This window comes from Sanguibacter biliveldensis (assembly GCF_033798665.1).
Classification (GTDB): Bacteria; Actinomycetota; Actinomycetes; order Actinomycetales; family Cellulomonadaceae; genus Sanguibacter; species Sanguibacter inulinus.
Genome location: NZ_CP138359.1, coordinates 2,299,956 through 2,315,875 on the forward strand (window position 1 = coordinate 2,299,956; position 15,920 = coordinate 2,315,875).

Consider the following 15,920-nt stretch of genomic DNA (forward strand, 5'->3'; position numbering starts at 1 on the left):
AGCGGCGCAGACGCGGTCCTGCTGTCTGCCGAAGGCGTCCACTCCCCAGCGAAGGCCTGCCCGAGCTCACTCGCGTTGTAGGCATCAGACGACCACCCTGGGCCCGACGCGAGCTCGAGACGCTGCTCTGAGACCTCGCCGGCTGCCTGGACGCCGCCAGCTGTGAGCAGAGACGCGACGACGGACAGGGTCGCTACCGTTGCGGCCAGGACGGGTCGACCGCCACGGGTGGCCAGGGTGGTGGTGCCGCCGCTCACGGGTGCTCGGCCTCTGCGTGGTGCTCTCACTGGATCGGTCCGTCCTTCGGTGCGGTGATGTGCTCTCGGTGACAAGACGCTCTCGGCACGCTCCGTCATGACGGCGAAAGATGTGCCGATCGACGATTTGTGGTGTGATGCGCCTCACAGGTGATGCCTGGCCGCGCCGGGGTCGGGACAGCGTGAGTCCGCCGCTCGTCGGCATGACCTCACGAACGGCTCGGCCGAGCGGTGAGACGGCTCGGCGACTCGGCGACTCGGCGGCCAGACTGCCGGAAGGCCAGACCGCCAGACCGCCAGACCGCCAGAAGTCCATCCGGCGATGTGGTCAGACGGTCCGTGAGCCCGTCAGTCAGACGGTGACGGTGATCGTCCGCACGGCCCCAGCGCGGCCCTGCACAGGATCGACATACCGCAGCTCGACGCTGTGGGTCCCAGGCGTGACTGCTGGCAGCGGGACCCGCGTCGTGCAGCTCCCGAGCACCACAGACGCTGCACTGGCAGTCCCGACCACCGACGCCTCGACCGGCTGCCCGCAGGTCCCGGTCACGAGGACGATCACGTCGTGGACGCCGGGCCGGCTCTCGACGACCTCGACACCGGTCACCAGCGGCGCGACGACCGTGTACCGGCCGACGTCGACCAGGTGCCGGTCACCCTCGTAGCGGACAGCGACCGCGTGCTCGACGTCCGCTGTGAGGGAGGCGTCGAGCGTGATCGACCAGGCCCCGTCGGCGACCTGGGCCGAGCCGACGAGCGACCCGTCGGCCAGCACGGCCTCGACCGTCGCCCCGGACGTCCCGGTCCCGCTGATCACGGGCACCCATTCCTTCAGGCCGGACGCTGGCGCGCCAGTCACGCCGAGCGGTACGTCTGCATCGGGAGACGACGTCACTGCGTCGCGCGGCGGCGGTGGCACAGCCACCTCGGACGACGGTGTGGGGCCACGCGGTGCGGAGGGCGTGGACGTAGAGCCAGGTGCGGGCGAGTCCACGGGTGGCGCTCCGGTATCTCTCCCGCTCTCGGTAGCAGGACCGTCCGAGGCCGAGGGCGTCGCCACGGCCCGAGCCGGGTCGGCGGATCCCCTCGCTGCGCGATCCGATGCCGAGGACGGGCTGCGGTCGAGGAGGACGACCCCGGCGCCGACTGCGGCGGCTGTCATCACCACCACGGCCACGACGGCCACGACCCGCTGGCTCACCGACAGCGACGTCATCCTCCACGAGGGGCCGGACGACGCCTTGCCCGGATCCGTGCGGCCTGGCACGTATCTGACCGGCAGATGGTCGACAACAGCACCGCCGACAGGCCCCACGTCGACCGGCAGCGCGACCGGGACCCCCGCGAGCAGATGCTCGGCCGCCGCTCCCCCGGTGAAGAAGACCGGCAGGAGGACCGCGGGAAGCCTCCGAGCGACGGCGGCGATCTCGGTCGCGGTGCGAGCGCAGTCCTGGCACGTGGCGGTGTGGGCCTCGATGCGGTCCTGATGGCGTGGGGTCGCGTCGCCACGCTCAGAGAGCGGGAGGTGCTCGACGACCCAGCGGCACTCCATGCCCCGCTCGCTGCCCCCGACATGCGCTGCGAGCCACGACCGGCGCAGCCCTTCCCGCGCACGCCGGACGAGGGCAGCCCCGGCGTTCGGGGCTATCCCGAGCCTGTCAGCAGCATCCTGGACAGGTATGTCCTCGACCTCTGTCATCCAGAGGATCGCACGCCACCTCTCGGGCAAGGACTGGAAGGCCTTCACCAAGACCACCCTGTCGGCACTCTGCTCGTCGTGGCCGGGGACCGACATGTCGAGCCTGTCGGCGAGCTCGGTCAGCCCGCCGACAGGCTCGGCACGGCGACGACGGGAGATGCTGACCGCGACGTTGCGCACCGTCCGAGCCAGGTAGGGGCGGAAACCGCGCGTGGGACCGCCGCCCTCGCAGACCGCTGTGAACACGGCCTGGAACGCCTCTTGGACGATGTCCTCGGGGTCCGCGATCGTCGAGTACCGGCCCGCGACCGCGAGCGCGACGCGCACGTGCCTGCGCCAGAGCTCACCGTACGCGTCCCTCTCGCCGGCACGGACGCTGACCAGGAGATCTTCGTCGGTGGTGGCCGAGGTCACGAACCCTCCCAGGTGCGCGTCGGTCGTCACTGGTGCCCACCGCGCTGGCTCGCCGAGGTGAGGTGCCGCCCTGCGCCGTCTTCGGGCGCGGGGTCCTGGGCTCGGAAGAGGTCGACCGTCGTGCAGGAGGTCTCCGAGGTGGTTCCGGTGAGGTCTGTCGCCGTGGCCTCGACGAGGTGCCCGTGGACGAAGTCCATGGCTGGAGGCTGGACGACCCAGGCCCCGTCGTCGTCGACTGTCGTCTGGGACGTCGAGCCGTCGGGGAAGGCGACGGTGACGGTGTGCCCGGGGACCCCGTGCCCGGCGAACCGTGTCCCGTCGGTCGGGTCGATCTCAGGCGCGCTCGGCTGTCGCGGACCGAGGGTGGGGGCACCTGCCGCCGGGATCTCGACAGGTGCCTCAGAGGGCACGAAGGTCCCGTCGCTCTGCTGACCGATCGGGGTGCTGTGTCGAGCGACGACCTCGAAGGTGGGGGTGGCCGAGGCCTGGTCCGAGACGCTGACCTCGGTGATCTCGCCGTGCGCGTGGGAACCGAAGGCCAGCTGTCCGTCACCTGTCGACCACGCGACCCCGAACACCGTGTCGGTCCCGGGTCCGACGGTCCCCTCCGGCAACGTCCAGGCCGTCGCAGAACCGTCGGCGGGGTCGACCCGGACGATCGTCTGCCCGTAGGCACCCCAGAGATACCCGCCGGACGGAGCGACGTCGCCGAGCCTGGTGCCAGCGGGCAGGTCCAGCGGAGTCATGGTCTCGGCGAAGGTCCCGTCTGCGGCGATGTCGACAGCGAGCAGGACGTCTCGCCCGCCGGCGTCTGGCACGTCTCTGACCACAGCCAGGTAGGTCTCGGAGTACACGCCCTCGCCGAAGGTCCCGCCGGTGACGGTGCCATGCTGGCCGGCCAGGCTGGCGAGCGCACCGAGGCGCGTGATCGCCCCTGCTGCGTCGAGCACGACGAGACGGGCATCTGCCTGTCCGTCGGAGATCTCGACGGCGTAGAGCCTGCCGTCGCTCGCCCTGGAGGCGAGCCCCTGGTGAGCCGCGTCTCCAGGGGTGCCGGCACCGACAGGTGAGAAAGCGAGCGACGAGCCGGTCCGTGTCCCAGCGGAGAGCGGGGTCGAGAGAGTCGTCCCTGAGGACATGTAGACCACTCCGGGTGGAAGAGTCACGGGGGCCTTCACGACGCCTGCCGCCGGACCGCCGACTGCGCAGACCAGACCGCCGGCGACGACGACCGCGAGAGCAGAGCGAACGCGGCTGCCGGCTCCTCTCGACGCTGCAGAGGGGAGCGCCTCGGGAGGCACCGATCGGCGGCGAGCAGCGGTCATCAGGCGTGCGATCGTTCCGTCCATGGTCACGCGTCTCCTCGAGAGGTCGTGGGCGCGCCCTCGACACGGGCTCGACGACTCGTGCGGTGCTGGGCGACTGGGGGCCCGCCCCTGCGACCTGCGCTGCGTACTGGTCCGGGGGGCCTCCCATACGGAACCAGCGGCGTAGCGCTCCCCTGAGTGCCGGGCGATCGCCGCGCCTGTGGTGGGTGGACCTCTGAGTGACGACACCGTGGAGTTAGGTGGTTCGCCTGGTCGTGGACACCGCGTCCCCCCATGACGCACTGCCTGACGTCGTGCTCCTGATGTCAAGCGTGGCCAGGTCGCCCGCTCACGAGACCCCGCACAGGCGCGTCCTCCGGGGCTCAGGGTCGCTCAGCGCACGCCGTCCCGGCTGTGACGGCTGGAGACGAGACGGCGGCGGGCGACACGACCGACCGGAACGCGCTCAGGACACCTTTCCCTGGAGCAGGCGGCGGAAGTACACCTGGGGCTCGACGTACCTGTCGAAGGCCCAGGTGAGCAGACGCGGCCTGACGAGGTCCACGACTGGCACGCTCGGCTCGGGGCGTCCGTCCCTGTCGAACTCGGCGAGCAGCAGGCTGCGCCTCGACGTGGTCACCGGGGCGATCGAGTACCCGTCGTAGGTGCGCATCGGCGCCCCTGTCCGACGGGCCGCGATGTTGCGGGCGACGACAGGCACCTGCTTGCGCAGCGCCCCGCCCGACGGCAGCGCGTCGAGGTCCGCGACGTCACCCAGACCCCACACGCGAGGGTGCTCCGGGTGCTGCAGCGTGGACGGGTCGACCCTGAGGAAGCCACCGTCCCCCTCGGAGGCGAGGCCGCTGCCTGCGACCCACGCCGGGGCGCGGTGCGGCGGGGCGAGATAGAGCGCGTCGTAGGTCAGCGTCGACGACGATGGGACCCCCGTGCCAGCCACGTCCACGACGAGCCGTCGGGATACCGCGTCGACCGACGTCACCGTGGCACCGAAGGTCACCGTGACCCCCTGCTCGGCCGCCTCGGCCCGCAGACGCTGGTCTGCCCTGTCGAGGTCGACCAGGCGGTCGCCCTCGACCAGCAGCTCGACCTCGATCGCGTCCCGCACACCCGTGCGCCGCCAGTGGTCGAGGGCGAGGAACATCGGCTTGAGACCGACCGGGGCGCACGGCACGTGCCGGTCCGAGACGACGAAGACCGCACGTCCCGACGTGAGGGTCGAGAGCATCGTCCAGGTGTCGACAGCCGAGCCGGGCAGATAGCTCGTGGCCGCGTGCGGGGTCTGCACAGCTGCCTCAGACCCCGGGATCGCGTCCCAGTCGACCTGGGACCCTGGGCACACGGCAAGGTCCCCGTACTCGATCTCGTCACCACCGGCGAGGTGCACGGTCGAGGTGACGGGGTCGACCGACACCACCTCGTCGACGTACCAGCGCACCCCCGACGGCGTGACGCGGTCCTGCGGGCGGCGCAGCTGGTCGAGCGTCGCCTGACCACCGGCGACGTAGGACAGCATCGGGCGGTAGTGGTGCACCCGCGCAGGCTCGACCACCACGACGTCCTTCGCACCGTCCCTGCGGAGACGGCCCGCGAGCGACAGCCCGGCGTTGCCCCCTCCGACGATGACCACGTCATGGTGTCGACGACTGCTCATAGGGCACGCTCCGTGGGGCTCGGGGGAAGAAGATGACCCTTCGCACGCTACGCGTCCCTGCGCCACGGCGCGGGTCGAGAGCCGAGCCGCCGGTGACCGGCGGCGCAGCGGTGGACCTACTCCCCCTGTACCTCCGCCGTCTCCGCTGGCTCCGCCGCAGCGGCGAGCTCCAGACCGTCGGGGCCCAGCGGGTCGACGAGCACGAGCTCTTCGACCTCCGGGTCCACCCAGCGCTGGTAGCCAGGCCCTGTCGCGGCTGTCTCGAAGCGCACCGCGACCCGCCCGTCGTCACCGAGGTGGACCACCCAGCCCCGGCCGTCCCTCGAGGTCTGCACGTCCAGCCCCGGGGCGAGGGCCGCGGCGGTCGCCCGGACCGGTCCGGAGCGGGTCGCGTCGACACCGTCCTGGTCACCGTCGCCGCCCTGGGAACCCTGGTCGTCAGCGTCGGCGTCGTCGACAGCGAGCCGCCCGGTCTCGTCGTTCCCGGCATGCCTGCCGCCGAAGGGTCCGTCGTTCTCGGGCCCAGCGTCGTCGACCCCGACGTCCATCCCGAGCGGGAGCATCAGCTGGGAGTGCTCGGACAGACCGTGGAAGGACACCCCGAGCAACCGGACGGGCTCGACCACCTCGGCGAGGGCGAGGGCCCGCTGCGCGGCCTGCCGCAGCGCAGCCACGTCGGAGGTGGGCCGGCTCAGCGTGACCGAGCGGGTGATCGTCGTGAACGACGCGACCCGCACCTTGACCACCACGGTCCGGGCGGCGACAGCATGCCGCTCCAGGCGGCGCAGGGCCGAGTCGGTCACGGCGTCCAGCGCGGCGGCGATCGCCGTCCGTCCGTGCAGGTCGTCGTCGAAGGTGTGCTCGGCCCCCGCGGACTTGCGCTCCCGGACCGTCGTCACCGGCCTGTCGTCCCAGCCCCGGGCCACCCTGTAGAGGTTGGCACCGGCCGCCTCGCCGGCGGTCATGACGAGGGTGTCCAGAGGCTGGGCCCGCAGGTCTTCGACGGTCCGCACGCCCAGCTGGTCGAGCCTGGCTGCCGACACCGGTCCGACACCCCACAGGGCGCGGACCGGGAGGGCGAGCAAGAACTCGTCTTCGTCGGCAGGGTCCACGACCCGCACGCCGCCCGGCTTGGCCGCCTCGGAGGCCAGCTTGGCGACGAGCTTGGAGCGACCGAGGCCCAGGGAGACCGACAGGCCGGTCCGTGCGTACGCTCGGGCGCGGAGCTCGTGGGCCAGAGTCTCGAGGTCCGCGCTCGAGCCGGGCAGGTGGTCGAGCTCGGCGAAGGCCTCGTCGATGCTGATGGCCTCGACCTGCTCCGTGACCTCGCGCAGGACGGCCATGATCTGCGCCGAGTAGGCGGAGTAGGCGAGGAAGCGCGGCACGACGACGGTGGCCGTCGGGCACAGCCGCCGGGCCTGCTCCATCGGCATGGCCGACCGCGCGCCGAAGGCCCGCGCCTCGTACGACGCTGTCGCCACCACGCCGCGCGGCCCCACGCCCCCGACCAGGACGGGTCGTCCGCGCAACGAAGGCCTCTGGTGCTGCTCGACGCTCGCGAAGAACGCGTCGGCGTCGAGGTGCGCGACCGTCGGACGGGGACGCATCTGCGGAGCACGCATCGCGTTCAGCGCGGCCTGCGCTGCAGGGATGCTGCGAGAGCGGTCGAGGGGCACGGCTGGACACCCTCCTTCGCTGGGACCGCGCTGGGCTGGGCTGGGACCACGCCGGACTGAGACCGTGCCGAGCGCGAGCCGGACGGGTGCCAGGCCGGTCCCGGACAGAGCCCGGGCGCGGCTGGCCGGGCAGGAGATCTTACGTCTCGGGACTGACAGGCTCCCAGCGGAGCAGGTCCCCGGGCTGGCAGTCGAGGGCCTCGCACAGCGCCTCGAGGGTGCTGAACCGCACGGCCTTCGCGCGACCGTTCTTGAGCACTGCCAGGTTGGCCGGCGTGATGCCGACGAGGTCCGCGAGCGCTCCCACCGTGATCTTGCGGCGCGCCATCATCACGTCGATGTCGACGACCACCGGCATCACACCACCTGCTCGAGCTCGGCCTCGAGGTCTTTCGCCTGCGCGTCGCGTGCGACAGCCTGGGCGAGGAGCATCCGCAGGACGAGGACGACGAGCGCGGCGAGCACGACGAGGAGCCCGACACCTCCGACGAGCAGGACGACCCCAGGGGCGACAGCCTCACCAGGGGCGAGGACGACTCCGAGGGCGAAGACCAGCAGGGCGGCGGCAGTCACGGCACCGATGACGATGTCCACGTAGCGGAAGGACGCGTGGGAGAACACCGTGCCTGCGCGCACCATCGACAAGAGCCGCCAGACGCACACCAGGACGACCTGGACTGTGAGGATCCCGAGCACGACGATCACCAGGACCGGCACGCGCAGGTGCTCGGCCTCAGTCGAGAGGTCTTCGAGGTCGGCTGCGAGCAGCGGGACCATCACTCCGAGGACAGCGAGAGACCCTGCGAAGGCTACGGCGAGCACAGCGCGCAGGGTGGGGACGACGATCGTGCTCATGGCAGCTCTTCTCTATCGATCAACGGTCATAACCTATCGACCTTCGATAGCGCACACAATGCTCCCCGATGGAGACCAGGTGAAGTTCTCTGGCACCGGGGCGACGCCAGGACCGTACGGCGCGCCGTCGCGCTCACTCCGTGGACATATGTTCAGTGACCCAAGTCACAAATCTGACCTGCAGATTTTGTGATCTCTTGACGATTGCCGCACCTCTGGCAGAACAGTCATGCGTGCAGAAGCGTGCCTTTTCCGTAACACTGACGCAACACCGATCGCAGTCGGCCGTAACACCAGGCCACCAAGGTGTGGGTACCGCAGGACCAGGACGAGTGCACCGTCGCATCCCTCCCCCGCGGCTCCACCACCCACCACCGACCGATCCACCCCACAGCTCCACTCATCATCCGGGTCCAGGGGGCCCACAGCCGGAGGTCACGAGATGCGTTCACATGCTCGCCGTACAACACCAGGCCTGGCGATCGCCCTCGCCGTAGCCGTCGCCCTCACCGCATGCGGGCAGAAGTCCACCGACGACGAGACAGGAGCCGCGTCAGGTTCCAGCGAGTCAGCCTCTGCCGACCTGGCCATCGTGCCGATGGTCCAGATCGACCCCGACGGAGTCGAGGTCGAGTCCGCGACAGGCGGCGACGCCGTCGACCCCGCGGGTGACGGGAGCGCCACCTGCGCCGCCACCACCACCATCGCGATGGCCGGTGCGCTGACCGGTCCGAACGCCGCGCTCGGGCAGAACATCCTCAACGGCGCACAGCTCGCGCTCGACAAGCACAACGAGGCCAACGCCGACTGCCAGGTCGTCCTCAAGTCCTTCGACACCGAGGGAGACCCGCAGAAGGCCACCCAGGTCGCACCGCAGATCGTCGGCGACGCGAACGTCCTCGGCCTCCTCGGCCCCGCGTTCTCGGGCGAGACCAAGGCGACCGGCGACATCTTCAACCAGGCGGGCTTGCTCTCGCTCTCCGCCTCGGCCACCAACCCTGACCTCACCACCCTCGGGTGGAAGACCTTCTACCGCGGTCTCGCCAACGACGCCGTCCAGGGTCCGGCCGTCGCCAAGTACATGGTCGACACCCTCGGCTACGCAAAGGTCTGCGTCGTGGCCGACAACTCCGACTACGGCATCGGTCTCGCCGAGCAGATCACCGCGGGCCTCGGCGACGCCGCAGACTCCTCGTGCTCCGCCTCGGTCAAGACCGGTGACAAAGACTTCGCCGCGGCCGTCCAGATCATCAGCGGTGCCGAGGCCGACGCGGTCTTCTACGCCGGCTACTACGCCGAGGCAGCGCCCTTCGTCCAGCAGCTGCGTGACGCCGGGGTCGACACCACCTTCGTCTCGGCCGACGGCACCAACGACCCGCAGTTCGTCGAGCAGGCAGGCTCGGCCTCCGACGGCGCCGTGCTCTCCTGCCCGTGCGGCCCGGCACCTGACGCCTTCGCGACCGAGTACGAGACCGCCTTCTCGGCAGCCCCCGGTGTCTACTCCGTCGAGGGCTACGACCTCATGACGATCATGCTCGCGGGCATCGACTCGGGCATCACCGACCGAGCCGGACTGCTCGACTTCGTCGCCAGCTACGACGGTGCCGGCCTCGCCCGGAACTACTCGTGGACCGACACCGGCGAGCTCACCTCCGCACTCATCTGGATCTACGACGTCGAGTAGCACCCGCCGCACCGCCGGCAGCTGACCTCGCGCTCCCGGCCCGCCAACACGGCGGACCGGGAGCGCGGGCTGCTTGCGGGGCGCACCACGACGGACGTCCAGCACAGGAAAGAGAGAGTGCAGCACATGACAGGTGGTCTTCTCCACACCATGGTCGTGGCGGAACCCCTCATCGGGTTCGACGTCGCGGCCCTCGGGCGGAACTTCTGGGCGCTGACCGTCGACGGGCTGACCTACGGGTCCGTGTACGCCCTCGTCGCCGTCGGCTACACCCTCGTGTACGGCGTCCTGCGCCTCATCAACTTCGCGCACTCCGAGGTGTTCATGCTCGGGATGTTCGGGCAGTACGCGGCACTCATGCTGCTCGGCTTCGGCCCGAACGGCGACGCGTACGACATGGGGATCGTCATGACGGTCCTCTACCTCGGAGCCGCCATGATCGGCGGCATGGCCATCTCCGGCGGCGTGGCCGTCGGCCTGGAGCGGGTCGCCTACAGGCCGCTGCGCAAGCGCGGCGCGCCGTCGCTCGTCTTCCTCATCACCGCGATCGGCGCGTCCTTCGTGCTGCAGGAGTTCGTGCACTTCGTGCTCCCCCGCCTCACCGGCGGCACGCTCGGCGGCGTCAACGCCCAGCAGCCCATCCGGCTCGTCGAGCCCGAGGTGCAGTTCCAGATCGGCTCCGCCAACGTCACCAACGTGACCCTCATCATCGTGGTCTCCGCACTGCTGCTGGCCCTCGCGACCGACCAGTTCATCAACCGCACCAAGTTCGGCCGCGGCATCCGTGCCGTCGCGCAGGACCCCGTGACGGCCACCCTCATGGGGGTCTCGCGGGAGCGCATCATCATGCTCACCTTCCTCATCGGCGGCATCCTCGCCGGCGCCGCAGCGCTGCTCTACACGCTCCGCGTCCCCAACGGCATCGTCTACTCGGGCGGCTTCATCCTCGGCATCAAGGCCTTCTGCGCCGCGGTGCTCGGTGGCATCGGCAACCTGCGCGGCGCGCTCCTCGGCGGGCTGCTGCTCGGGGTCATGGAGAACTACGGACAGGTCGTCTTCGGCACCGAGTGGCGCGACGTCGTCGCCTTCGTCCTGCTGATCCTCGTCCTCATGGTCAGGCCCACGGGCATCCTCGGCGAGTCTCTCGGGAGGGCACGCGCATGACGACCCCGAACGCACCCACACCCGGACACAGCACGACGACAGGCCTGCGACCCCACTCCGGTGTGGGCGACGCCGTCCGCCTCTGGTGGGACGCCCAGGCCAGGCCCACCCAGTGGGCCCTCGGGCTCCCCCTGCTGATCGTCATCGCCCTCCTGCCGATCCTGCAGATCCCCGTCCTGACGACAGTCGGCACCAACTTCGGCGGTGTCATGGCCCAGTTCGGCATGTACGCGCTCATCGCGATCGGCCTCAACGTGGTCGTCGGCCAGGCGGGGCTGCTCGACCTCGGCTACATCGGCTTCTACGCGATCGGCGCGTACACCGTCGCCCTGCTCACCAGCCCGTCGAGCCCCTGGAACCAGACCGGCGACGGCGGATGGCTCTCCCAGGACTGGGCGTGGCTCGCGGCGCTGCCGATCGCCGTCGCGATCACAGCGCTCTCCGGGCTGCTCATCGGCTCCCCCACGCTGCGCCTGCGCGGCGACTACCTCGCGATCGTCACGCTCGGCTTCGGCGAGATCGTCAGGCTGCTGGCCGACAACCTCGACGGCATCACCGGCGGCGGTCGCGGCCTCGCCCAGGTCGCCTACCCGCGAGCCGGGGTGAGCGAGACGAACCCCAACGGCGTCTTCTCGGCCGGCTCAGGCTCCGGGGCCCTCAACTCCGGGGTGTGGTGGTACTGGCTGAGCATCGTGCTCATCGTCATCGCGCTGCTGTTCGTCGGGAACCTCGAGCGCTCACGCGTCGGTCGCTCGTGGGTCGCGATCCGCGAGGACGAGGACGCCGCCGAGATCATGGGCGTGCCGACCTTCAGGTTCAAGCTCTGGGCCTTTGTCATCGGCGCCTCGATCGGCGGGGCCTCCGGCGCCCTCTACGCCGGTCAGGTGCAGTTCGTGAACCCCACGAACTTCAACGTCATCAACTCGGTCCTGTTCCTCTGCGCCGTCGTGCTCGGGGGCCAGGGCAACAAGCTCGGCGTGATCCTCGGGGCCTTCGTCATCGTCTACCTGCCGAACTTCTTCCTCGGCCGGACCGAGATCTTCAGCATCCCGATCGACGGCACCCAGATCGCGGAGTACAGGTACCTGTTCTTCGGCATCGCCCTCATGGTGCTCATGGTCTTCAGGCCGCAAGGACTCCTGCCTGTGCGGCAGAAGCTCCTCACCTACGGCCGCGAGCTGTACGTCGCGGCCCGCCGCACCATCAAGGCGCAGGACAGCGAGCTCCACGACGGCTCGCACCACCGCGCGGGTCGTGGCAGCACCGGTCACGACAGCACGGGGCACGACAGCACGGGGCACGACAGCACAGCGAAGGAGCAGGCATGAGCAGCCACGAGCCCGGCGGCATCGGCGCGGGCGCCGAGCACGGCGAAGAGCTCCGCAACCCTGCCCAGGGCGCCGGTACAGGACCCGCGGAGAAAGACCTGCCCGGCGGAGGGGTCGAAGAACCCGTCGTCGTGGACGTCGCCGACGTCCACCCCGAGCTGGCCGACCCGACCGTCGTCGCCGAGAAGGTCGCCTCGGACCGCGAGGTCCACACGGCCGTCGGCGAACCGCTGCTGCGCATGGACGACGTCACGGTCCAGTTCGGTGGTCTCACGGCCGTCGACGGCGTGACCTTCGACATCCGCCGCGGGGAGATCCTCGGTCTGATCGGGCCCAACGGAGCGGGGAAGACCACCTGCTTCAACGCGATGACAGGGGTGTACAGGCCGACGTCGGGGACTGTGGTCTTCGACGGCGAGCCCGTCGGCCGCAAGAAGCGCTACCAGATCACCCAGCTGGGGATCGCCCGGACCTTCCAGAACATCCGGCTCTTCAACGAGATGACAGCCCTCGAGAACGTCGTGGTGGGGACAGACGCGCGGCACCGCACCTCGGTCCCCGGCGCCGTCTTCCGCACGCCCCGGCACCGACGAGAAGAACGCGAGGGCATCGACCGCGCGATGGCGCTGCTCGAGTTCGTCGGCGTCGGCGGCAGGGCGACCGACAAGGCCCGCAACCTCTCCTACGGGGACCAGCGTCGCCTCGAGATCGCCCGTGCACTGGCCACCGAGCCCAAGCTGCTCTGCCTCGACGAGCCGGCCGCAGGCTTCAACCCGGCCGAGAAGGAGTCCCTCATGGACCTCATCCGGCAGATCAGGGACGACGGGTACACGGTCCTGCTCATCGAGCACGACATGAAGCTCGTGCGCGGCGTGACAGACCGCATCGTCGTCCTGGAGTTCGGCAAGGTGATCGCGCAGGGCACCCCTGACGCCGTCACGAGCGACCCGGCGGTCATCGCCGCCTATCTGGGGGTACCCGACGATGCCACTGCTTGAGATCTCAGGGATGACCGTCGCCTACGGGCGCATCGAGGCCATCCGCGACGTGTCCATCACCGTCGAGACCGGGGAGCTCGTCACGCTCATCGGCGCCAACGGTGCCGGGAAGACCACGACCATGCGGGCGCTGTCGGGCGTGCGGCCGCTGTCGCGCGGCACGATCGTCTTCGACGGCAAGGACATCACCCGCATGAAGCCGCACCTGAGGGTGGCCGCGGGGATCGTCCAGGCCCCCGAGGGCCGCGGCGTGTTCGCCGGCATGACCGTCATGGAGAACCTGGAGATGGGGTGCTTCGCCAGGCCCTTCGACTCCAAGGCCGAGCACGACGAGACCGTCGAGAGGGTGTTCACCTTCTTCCCGCGCCTCGCGGAACGACGCACCCAGCTCGGCGGGACCATGTCCGGCGGCGAGCAGCAGATGCTCGCGATCGGTCGGGCGCTCATGGCCAGGCCGCGGGTGCTGCTGCTCGACGAGCCGTCGATGGGCCTGGCACCGATGATCATCCAGCAGATCTTCCGGATCATCTCGGAGATCAACGCGCAGGGCACCACGGTGCTCCTCGTGGAGCAGAACGCCCAGCAGGCGCTCTCCAGGTCTGACAGGGCCTACGTGCTCGAGACAGGGTCGGTCGTGCGGACCGGCGAGGGCAAGGCGCTCCTCGCCGACCCGGCGATCAAGGAGGCCTACCTCGGGGTGGGCTGACCGAAGGCCAGCCGGACCACGGCCTCGCTCGTGCCCTGGGCACGGGCGAGGTCTGCCACGAGCCTCTCGACGACGCGGACGTCGTGCAGAGGATAGGCGAGCATGACAGCACCGACGGGCATCCCTCGGCGTCGGGCGTAGGCCTGCACGAGCGACGAGACGAGCGGGCTGATCTCGGCCCGTCCGGTGCTGGGCTGCTCGAGCACCTCGGGAAGGGCCGAGCCTGCGGTGTCGAGATCGAGGTCCAGCACCAGGTCGAGGTCACCGATCGCCGCGTCGACCATCGCTGCGGCGAAGGCACAGTCTGCGGCAGCGGACGCGGCGGAGGCAGCGGAGACGCGGGCTGCGGGAGTCGTGAGGACGGGCTCGGCGACGGCAAGATCGACACCCGCTCCATAGCTCTCGGTCATCTCTCTCCCTCGTCGTCGTGGCACGGCTCCCGACGCTGGGTTCCGCGGTCCGGGCGTCCCGGACACCTGACTCATCGGCCGGTCGACACCGGACGTGAGTGTCTTGCAGCGCCAAGACTCACGCCGACCGCAGCCTGTGGCGGGCTGCCGAGCCGCTGCGCGCCAGCGCTCGTCGGCTGGACCGGCCGCCGCTGGCGCTGGTCGCCGCACCCGAGCGCTCTCCCCGTCACACGACACGACCCCCGCCCTCCGGTGAGGAGGACGGGGGCCGTGGAGGTCGTTCGTGTCAGGTCACGCAGACCTGGTCACGGAGGACGGATCGATCAGAGCTCGTCACCGATGCGGTGGACGAGGATCGAGTTGGTCGTGCCCGCGACGCCGACGGGTGCACCGGCGACGACGACGACGAGGTCGCCCGTCTCGGCGAGACCGTTGGCCTGGAGGGTCGTGTCGACCTGGCGGACCATCGCGTCCGTGCTGTCGACCGAGGGGACCTCGTACGACTGCGTGCCCCAGGTGAGGGACAGGACGTTGCGGACTGCTGCGTCAGGCGTGAAGGCCAGGAGCGGCAGAGCCGAACGGAGGCGCGACATGCGGCGCGCCGAGTCGCCCGACTGCGTGAAGGTCACGAGGTACTTGACGCCGAGGATCTCACCGATCTCAGCAGCGGCACGGGTGATCGCGCCACCGCGGGTGTGCGGGGTCGACCCGAGGGGGGCGATCCGCTCGCGGCCGAGCTCTTCGGTGCTCTCGATGATGCGGGCCATGACGCGCACGGCCTCGATCGGGTAGTCACCGACGCTGGTCTCACCGGAGAGCATGACGGCGTCTGCACCGTCGAGGACGGCGTTGGCGCAGTCCGAGGCCTCGGCGCGGGTCGGGCGCGGGGCCGAGATCATCGACTCGAGCACCTGGGTCGCGACGATGACGGGCTTGGCGGCGCGACGAGCGAGCTCGACGGCGCGCTTCTGGACGAGCGGGACCTGCTCGAGCGGGAGCTCGACGCCGAGGTCGCCACGGGCGACCATGATGCCGTCGAAGGCGTCGACGATCTCGGCGAGGTTCTCGACAGCCTGCGGCTTCTCGACCTTGGCGATGACGGGGAGGACGCGGCCCTCCTCCTCCATGATGCGGCGGACGTCGTCGTAGTCGGCGGCGTTGCGCACGAAGGAGAGCGCGATGATGTCGGCGCCGAGCTTGAGGGCCCAGCGGAGGTCGGCCTCGTCCTTGTCGGACATGGCGGGGACCGAGACGGCGACACCGGGCAGGTTGATGCCCTTGTTGTTGGAGACAGGCCCGGAGACCTCGACGCGGGTCACGACGCGCGGACCCTCGACGGCGGTCACGCGGACGAGGACGCGGCCGTCGTCGATGAGGAGGGGGTCACCGACGCGTGCGTCGTCCGTCAGACCCTTGTGGGTCGTGGAGACGAGCTCCTTGGTGCCCACGACGTCTTCGGTCGTGATGGTGAAGGTGTCACCGACGTTGAGCCAGTGCTTCTCGTCACCGGCGAACCGGCCGAGGCGGATCTTCGGTCCCTGGAGGTCGACCAGCACGGCGACCGAGCGGCCAGAGGCCTCGGCTGCGGCGCGCACGTTGCGGTAGACCGCCTCGTGCTCTTCAGGGTCACCGTGGCTACGGTTGATCCGTGCGACGTCCATACCGGCGTCGACGAGGTTCTGGATCTGCTCGGGGGAGGCCGTGACGGGCCCGATGGTACATACGATCTTCGCTCTGCGCATGGCTCCAG

General features: G+C 70.3%; 13 protein-coding genes. 5 read left to right on the plus strand and 8 right to left on the minus strand.

What is annotated here, in order from left to right; genetic code table 11:
* Positions 1–609 precede the first annotated feature (609 nt).
* The 6 genes from SANBI_RS10050 to SANBI_RS10075 all read right to left on the minus strand — a co-directional run bounded on the left by SANBI_RS10050 (position 610) and on the right by SANBI_RS10075 (position 7,880).
* Positions 610–2,370, minus strand: coding sequence for a sigma-70 family RNA polymerase sigma factor (locus SANBI_RS10050; RefSeq protein WP_319154643.1), 1,761 nt, complete (start codon positions 2,368–2,370; stop codon positions 610–612).
* A 26-nt stretch (positions 2,371–2,396) separates the two neighbouring features.
* Positions 2,397–3,536 (minus strand): DUF6923 family protein, encoded by a 1,140-nt coding sequence (locus SANBI_RS10055; RefSeq protein ID WP_319154645.1) that lies wholly within the window; start codon positions 3,534–3,536, stop codon positions 2,397–2,399.
* Between the two features lie 607 nt (positions 3,537–4,143).
* Positions 4,144–5,349 carry an NAD(P)/FAD-dependent oxidoreductase gene (locus tag SANBI_RS10060; protein WP_319154647.1) on the minus strand — a complete coding sequence of 402 codons (1,206 nt, stop codon included), beginning with the start codon at positions 5,347–5,349 and terminating at the stop codon, positions 4,144–4,146.
* Positions 5,350–5,465: 116 nt separating this feature from the next.
* Positions 5,466–7,025: a DNA polymerase IV gene (locus SANBI_RS10065; protein ID WP_319154650.1), complete on the minus strand. Its 1,560-nt coding sequence runs from the start codon at positions 7,023–7,025 to the stop codon at positions 5,466–5,468.
* Between the two features lie 139 nt (positions 7,026–7,164).
* Positions 7,165–7,383, minus strand: a complete 219-nt coding sequence (locus SANBI_RS10070; RefSeq protein ID WP_056133498.1) for a helix-turn-helix domain-containing protein — start codon at positions 7,381–7,383, stop codon at positions 7,165–7,167.
* On the minus strand, positions 7,383–7,880 hold the full coding sequence (locus SANBI_RS10075; protein WP_319154653.1) for a DUF2975 domain-containing protein: 498 nt from the start codon (positions 7,878–7,880) through the stop codon (positions 7,383–7,385). Before SANBI_RS10075 ends, SANBI_RS10070 begins: the two co-directional genes overlap by 1 nt.
* 442 nt (positions 7,881–8,322) lie before the next feature.
* On the opposite strand from SANBI_RS10075, the gene SANBI_RS10080 reads away from it, so the two are divergent.
* The 5 genes from SANBI_RS10080 (at position 8,323) to SANBI_RS10100 (ending at position 13,760) form a co-directional block, all read left to right on the plus strand.
* Positions 8,323–9,564 carry a branched-chain amino acid ABC transporter substrate-binding protein gene (locus SANBI_RS10080; RefSeq protein WP_319154656.1) on the plus strand — a complete coding sequence of 414 codons (1,242 nt, stop codon included), beginning with the start codon at positions 8,323–8,325 and terminating at the stop codon, positions 9,562–9,564.
* Between the two features lie 126 nt (positions 9,565–9,690).
* The gene (locus SANBI_RS10085) at positions 9,691–10,728 is read left to right on the plus strand and encodes a branched-chain amino acid ABC transporter permease (protein ID WP_056133504.1); all 1,038 of its coding nucleotides are present in this window, start codon (positions 9,691–9,693) and stop codon (positions 10,726–10,728) included.
* Positions 10,725–12,056, plus strand: a complete 1,332-nt coding sequence (locus tag SANBI_RS10090; RefSeq protein WP_319154659.1) for a branched-chain amino acid ABC transporter permease — start codon at positions 10,725–10,727, stop codon at positions 12,054–12,056. The genes SANBI_RS10085 and SANBI_RS10090 overlap by 4 nt, the downstream gene beginning before the upstream one ends.
* The gene (locus SANBI_RS10095) at positions 12,053–13,054 is read left to right on the plus strand and encodes an ABC transporter ATP-binding protein (RefSeq protein ID WP_319154661.1); all 1,002 of its coding nucleotides are present in this window, start codon (positions 12,053–12,055) and stop codon (positions 13,052–13,054) included. Before SANBI_RS10090 ends, SANBI_RS10095 begins: the two co-directional genes overlap by 4 nt.
* Positions 13,041–13,760: an ABC transporter ATP-binding protein gene (locus tag SANBI_RS10100; RefSeq protein ID WP_056133509.1), complete on the plus strand. Its 720-nt coding sequence runs from the start codon at positions 13,041–13,043 to the stop codon at positions 13,758–13,760. The genes SANBI_RS10095 and SANBI_RS10100 overlap by 14 nt, the downstream gene beginning before the upstream one ends.
* On the opposite strand, the gene SANBI_RS10105 is transcribed toward SANBI_RS10100, so the two are convergent.
* Together SANBI_RS10105 and pyk are read right to left on the minus strand one after the other, a co-directional pair.
* Positions 13,742–14,170 (minus strand): hypothetical protein, encoded by a 429-nt coding sequence (locus SANBI_RS10105; protein WP_319154663.1) that lies wholly within the window; start codon positions 14,168–14,170, stop codon positions 13,742–13,744. The two genes, SANBI_RS10100 and SANBI_RS10105, sit on opposite strands and share 19 nt — an antisense overlap.
* A 323-nt stretch (positions 14,171–14,493) precedes the next feature.
* On the minus strand, positions 14,494–15,912 hold the full coding sequence (gene pyk, locus SANBI_RS10110) for a pyruvate kinase (protein WP_056133515.1): 1,419 nt from the start codon (positions 15,910–15,912) through the stop codon (positions 14,494–14,496).
* Between the last annotated feature and the right edge of the window lie 8 nt (positions 15,913–15,920).

What these genes read in the sequence shown, in the direction of transcription:
- SANBI_RS10075 (WP_319154653.1), bottom strand. Translation starts at nt 7,880, where the DNA reads ATGAGCACGATCGTCGTCCCCACCCTGCGCGCTGTGCTCGCCGTAGCC.
- SANBI_RS10105 (WP_319154663.1), bottom strand. Translation starts at nt 14,170, where the DNA reads ATGACCGAGAGCTATGGAGCGGGTGTCGATCTTGCCGTCGCCGAGCCC.
- SANBI_RS10060 (WP_319154647.1), bottom strand. Translation starts at nt 5,349, where the DNA reads ATGAGCAGTCGTCGACACCATGACGTGGTCATCGTCGGAGGGGGCAAC.
- SANBI_RS10080 (WP_319154656.1), top strand. Translation starts at nt 8,323, where the DNA reads ATGCGTTCACATGCTCGCCGTACAACACCAGGCCTGGCGATCGCCCTC.
- SANBI_RS10095 (WP_319154661.1), top strand. Translation starts at nt 12,053, where the DNA reads ATGAGCAGCCACGAGCCCGGCGGCATCGGCGCGGGCGCCGAGCACGGC.
- SANBI_RS10100 (WP_056133509.1), top strand. Translation starts at nt 13,041, where the DNA reads ATGCCACTGCTTGAGATCTCAGGGATGACCGTCGCCTACGGGCGCATC.
- SANBI_RS10090 (WP_319154659.1), top strand. Translation starts at nt 10,725, where the DNA reads ATGACGACCCCGAACGCACCCACACCCGGACACAGCACGACGACAGGC.
- pyk (WP_056133515.1), bottom strand. Translation starts at nt 15,912, where the DNA reads ATGCGCAGAGCGAAGATCGTATGTACCATCGGGCCCGTCACGGCCTCC.
- SANBI_RS10085 (WP_056133504.1), top strand. Translation starts at nt 9,691, where the DNA reads ATGACAGGTGGTCTTCTCCACACCATGGTCGTGGCGGAACCCCTCATC.
- SANBI_RS10070 (WP_056133498.1), bottom strand. Translation starts at nt 7,383, where the DNA reads ATGCCGGTGGTCGTCGACATCGACGTGATGATGGCGCGCCGCAAGATC.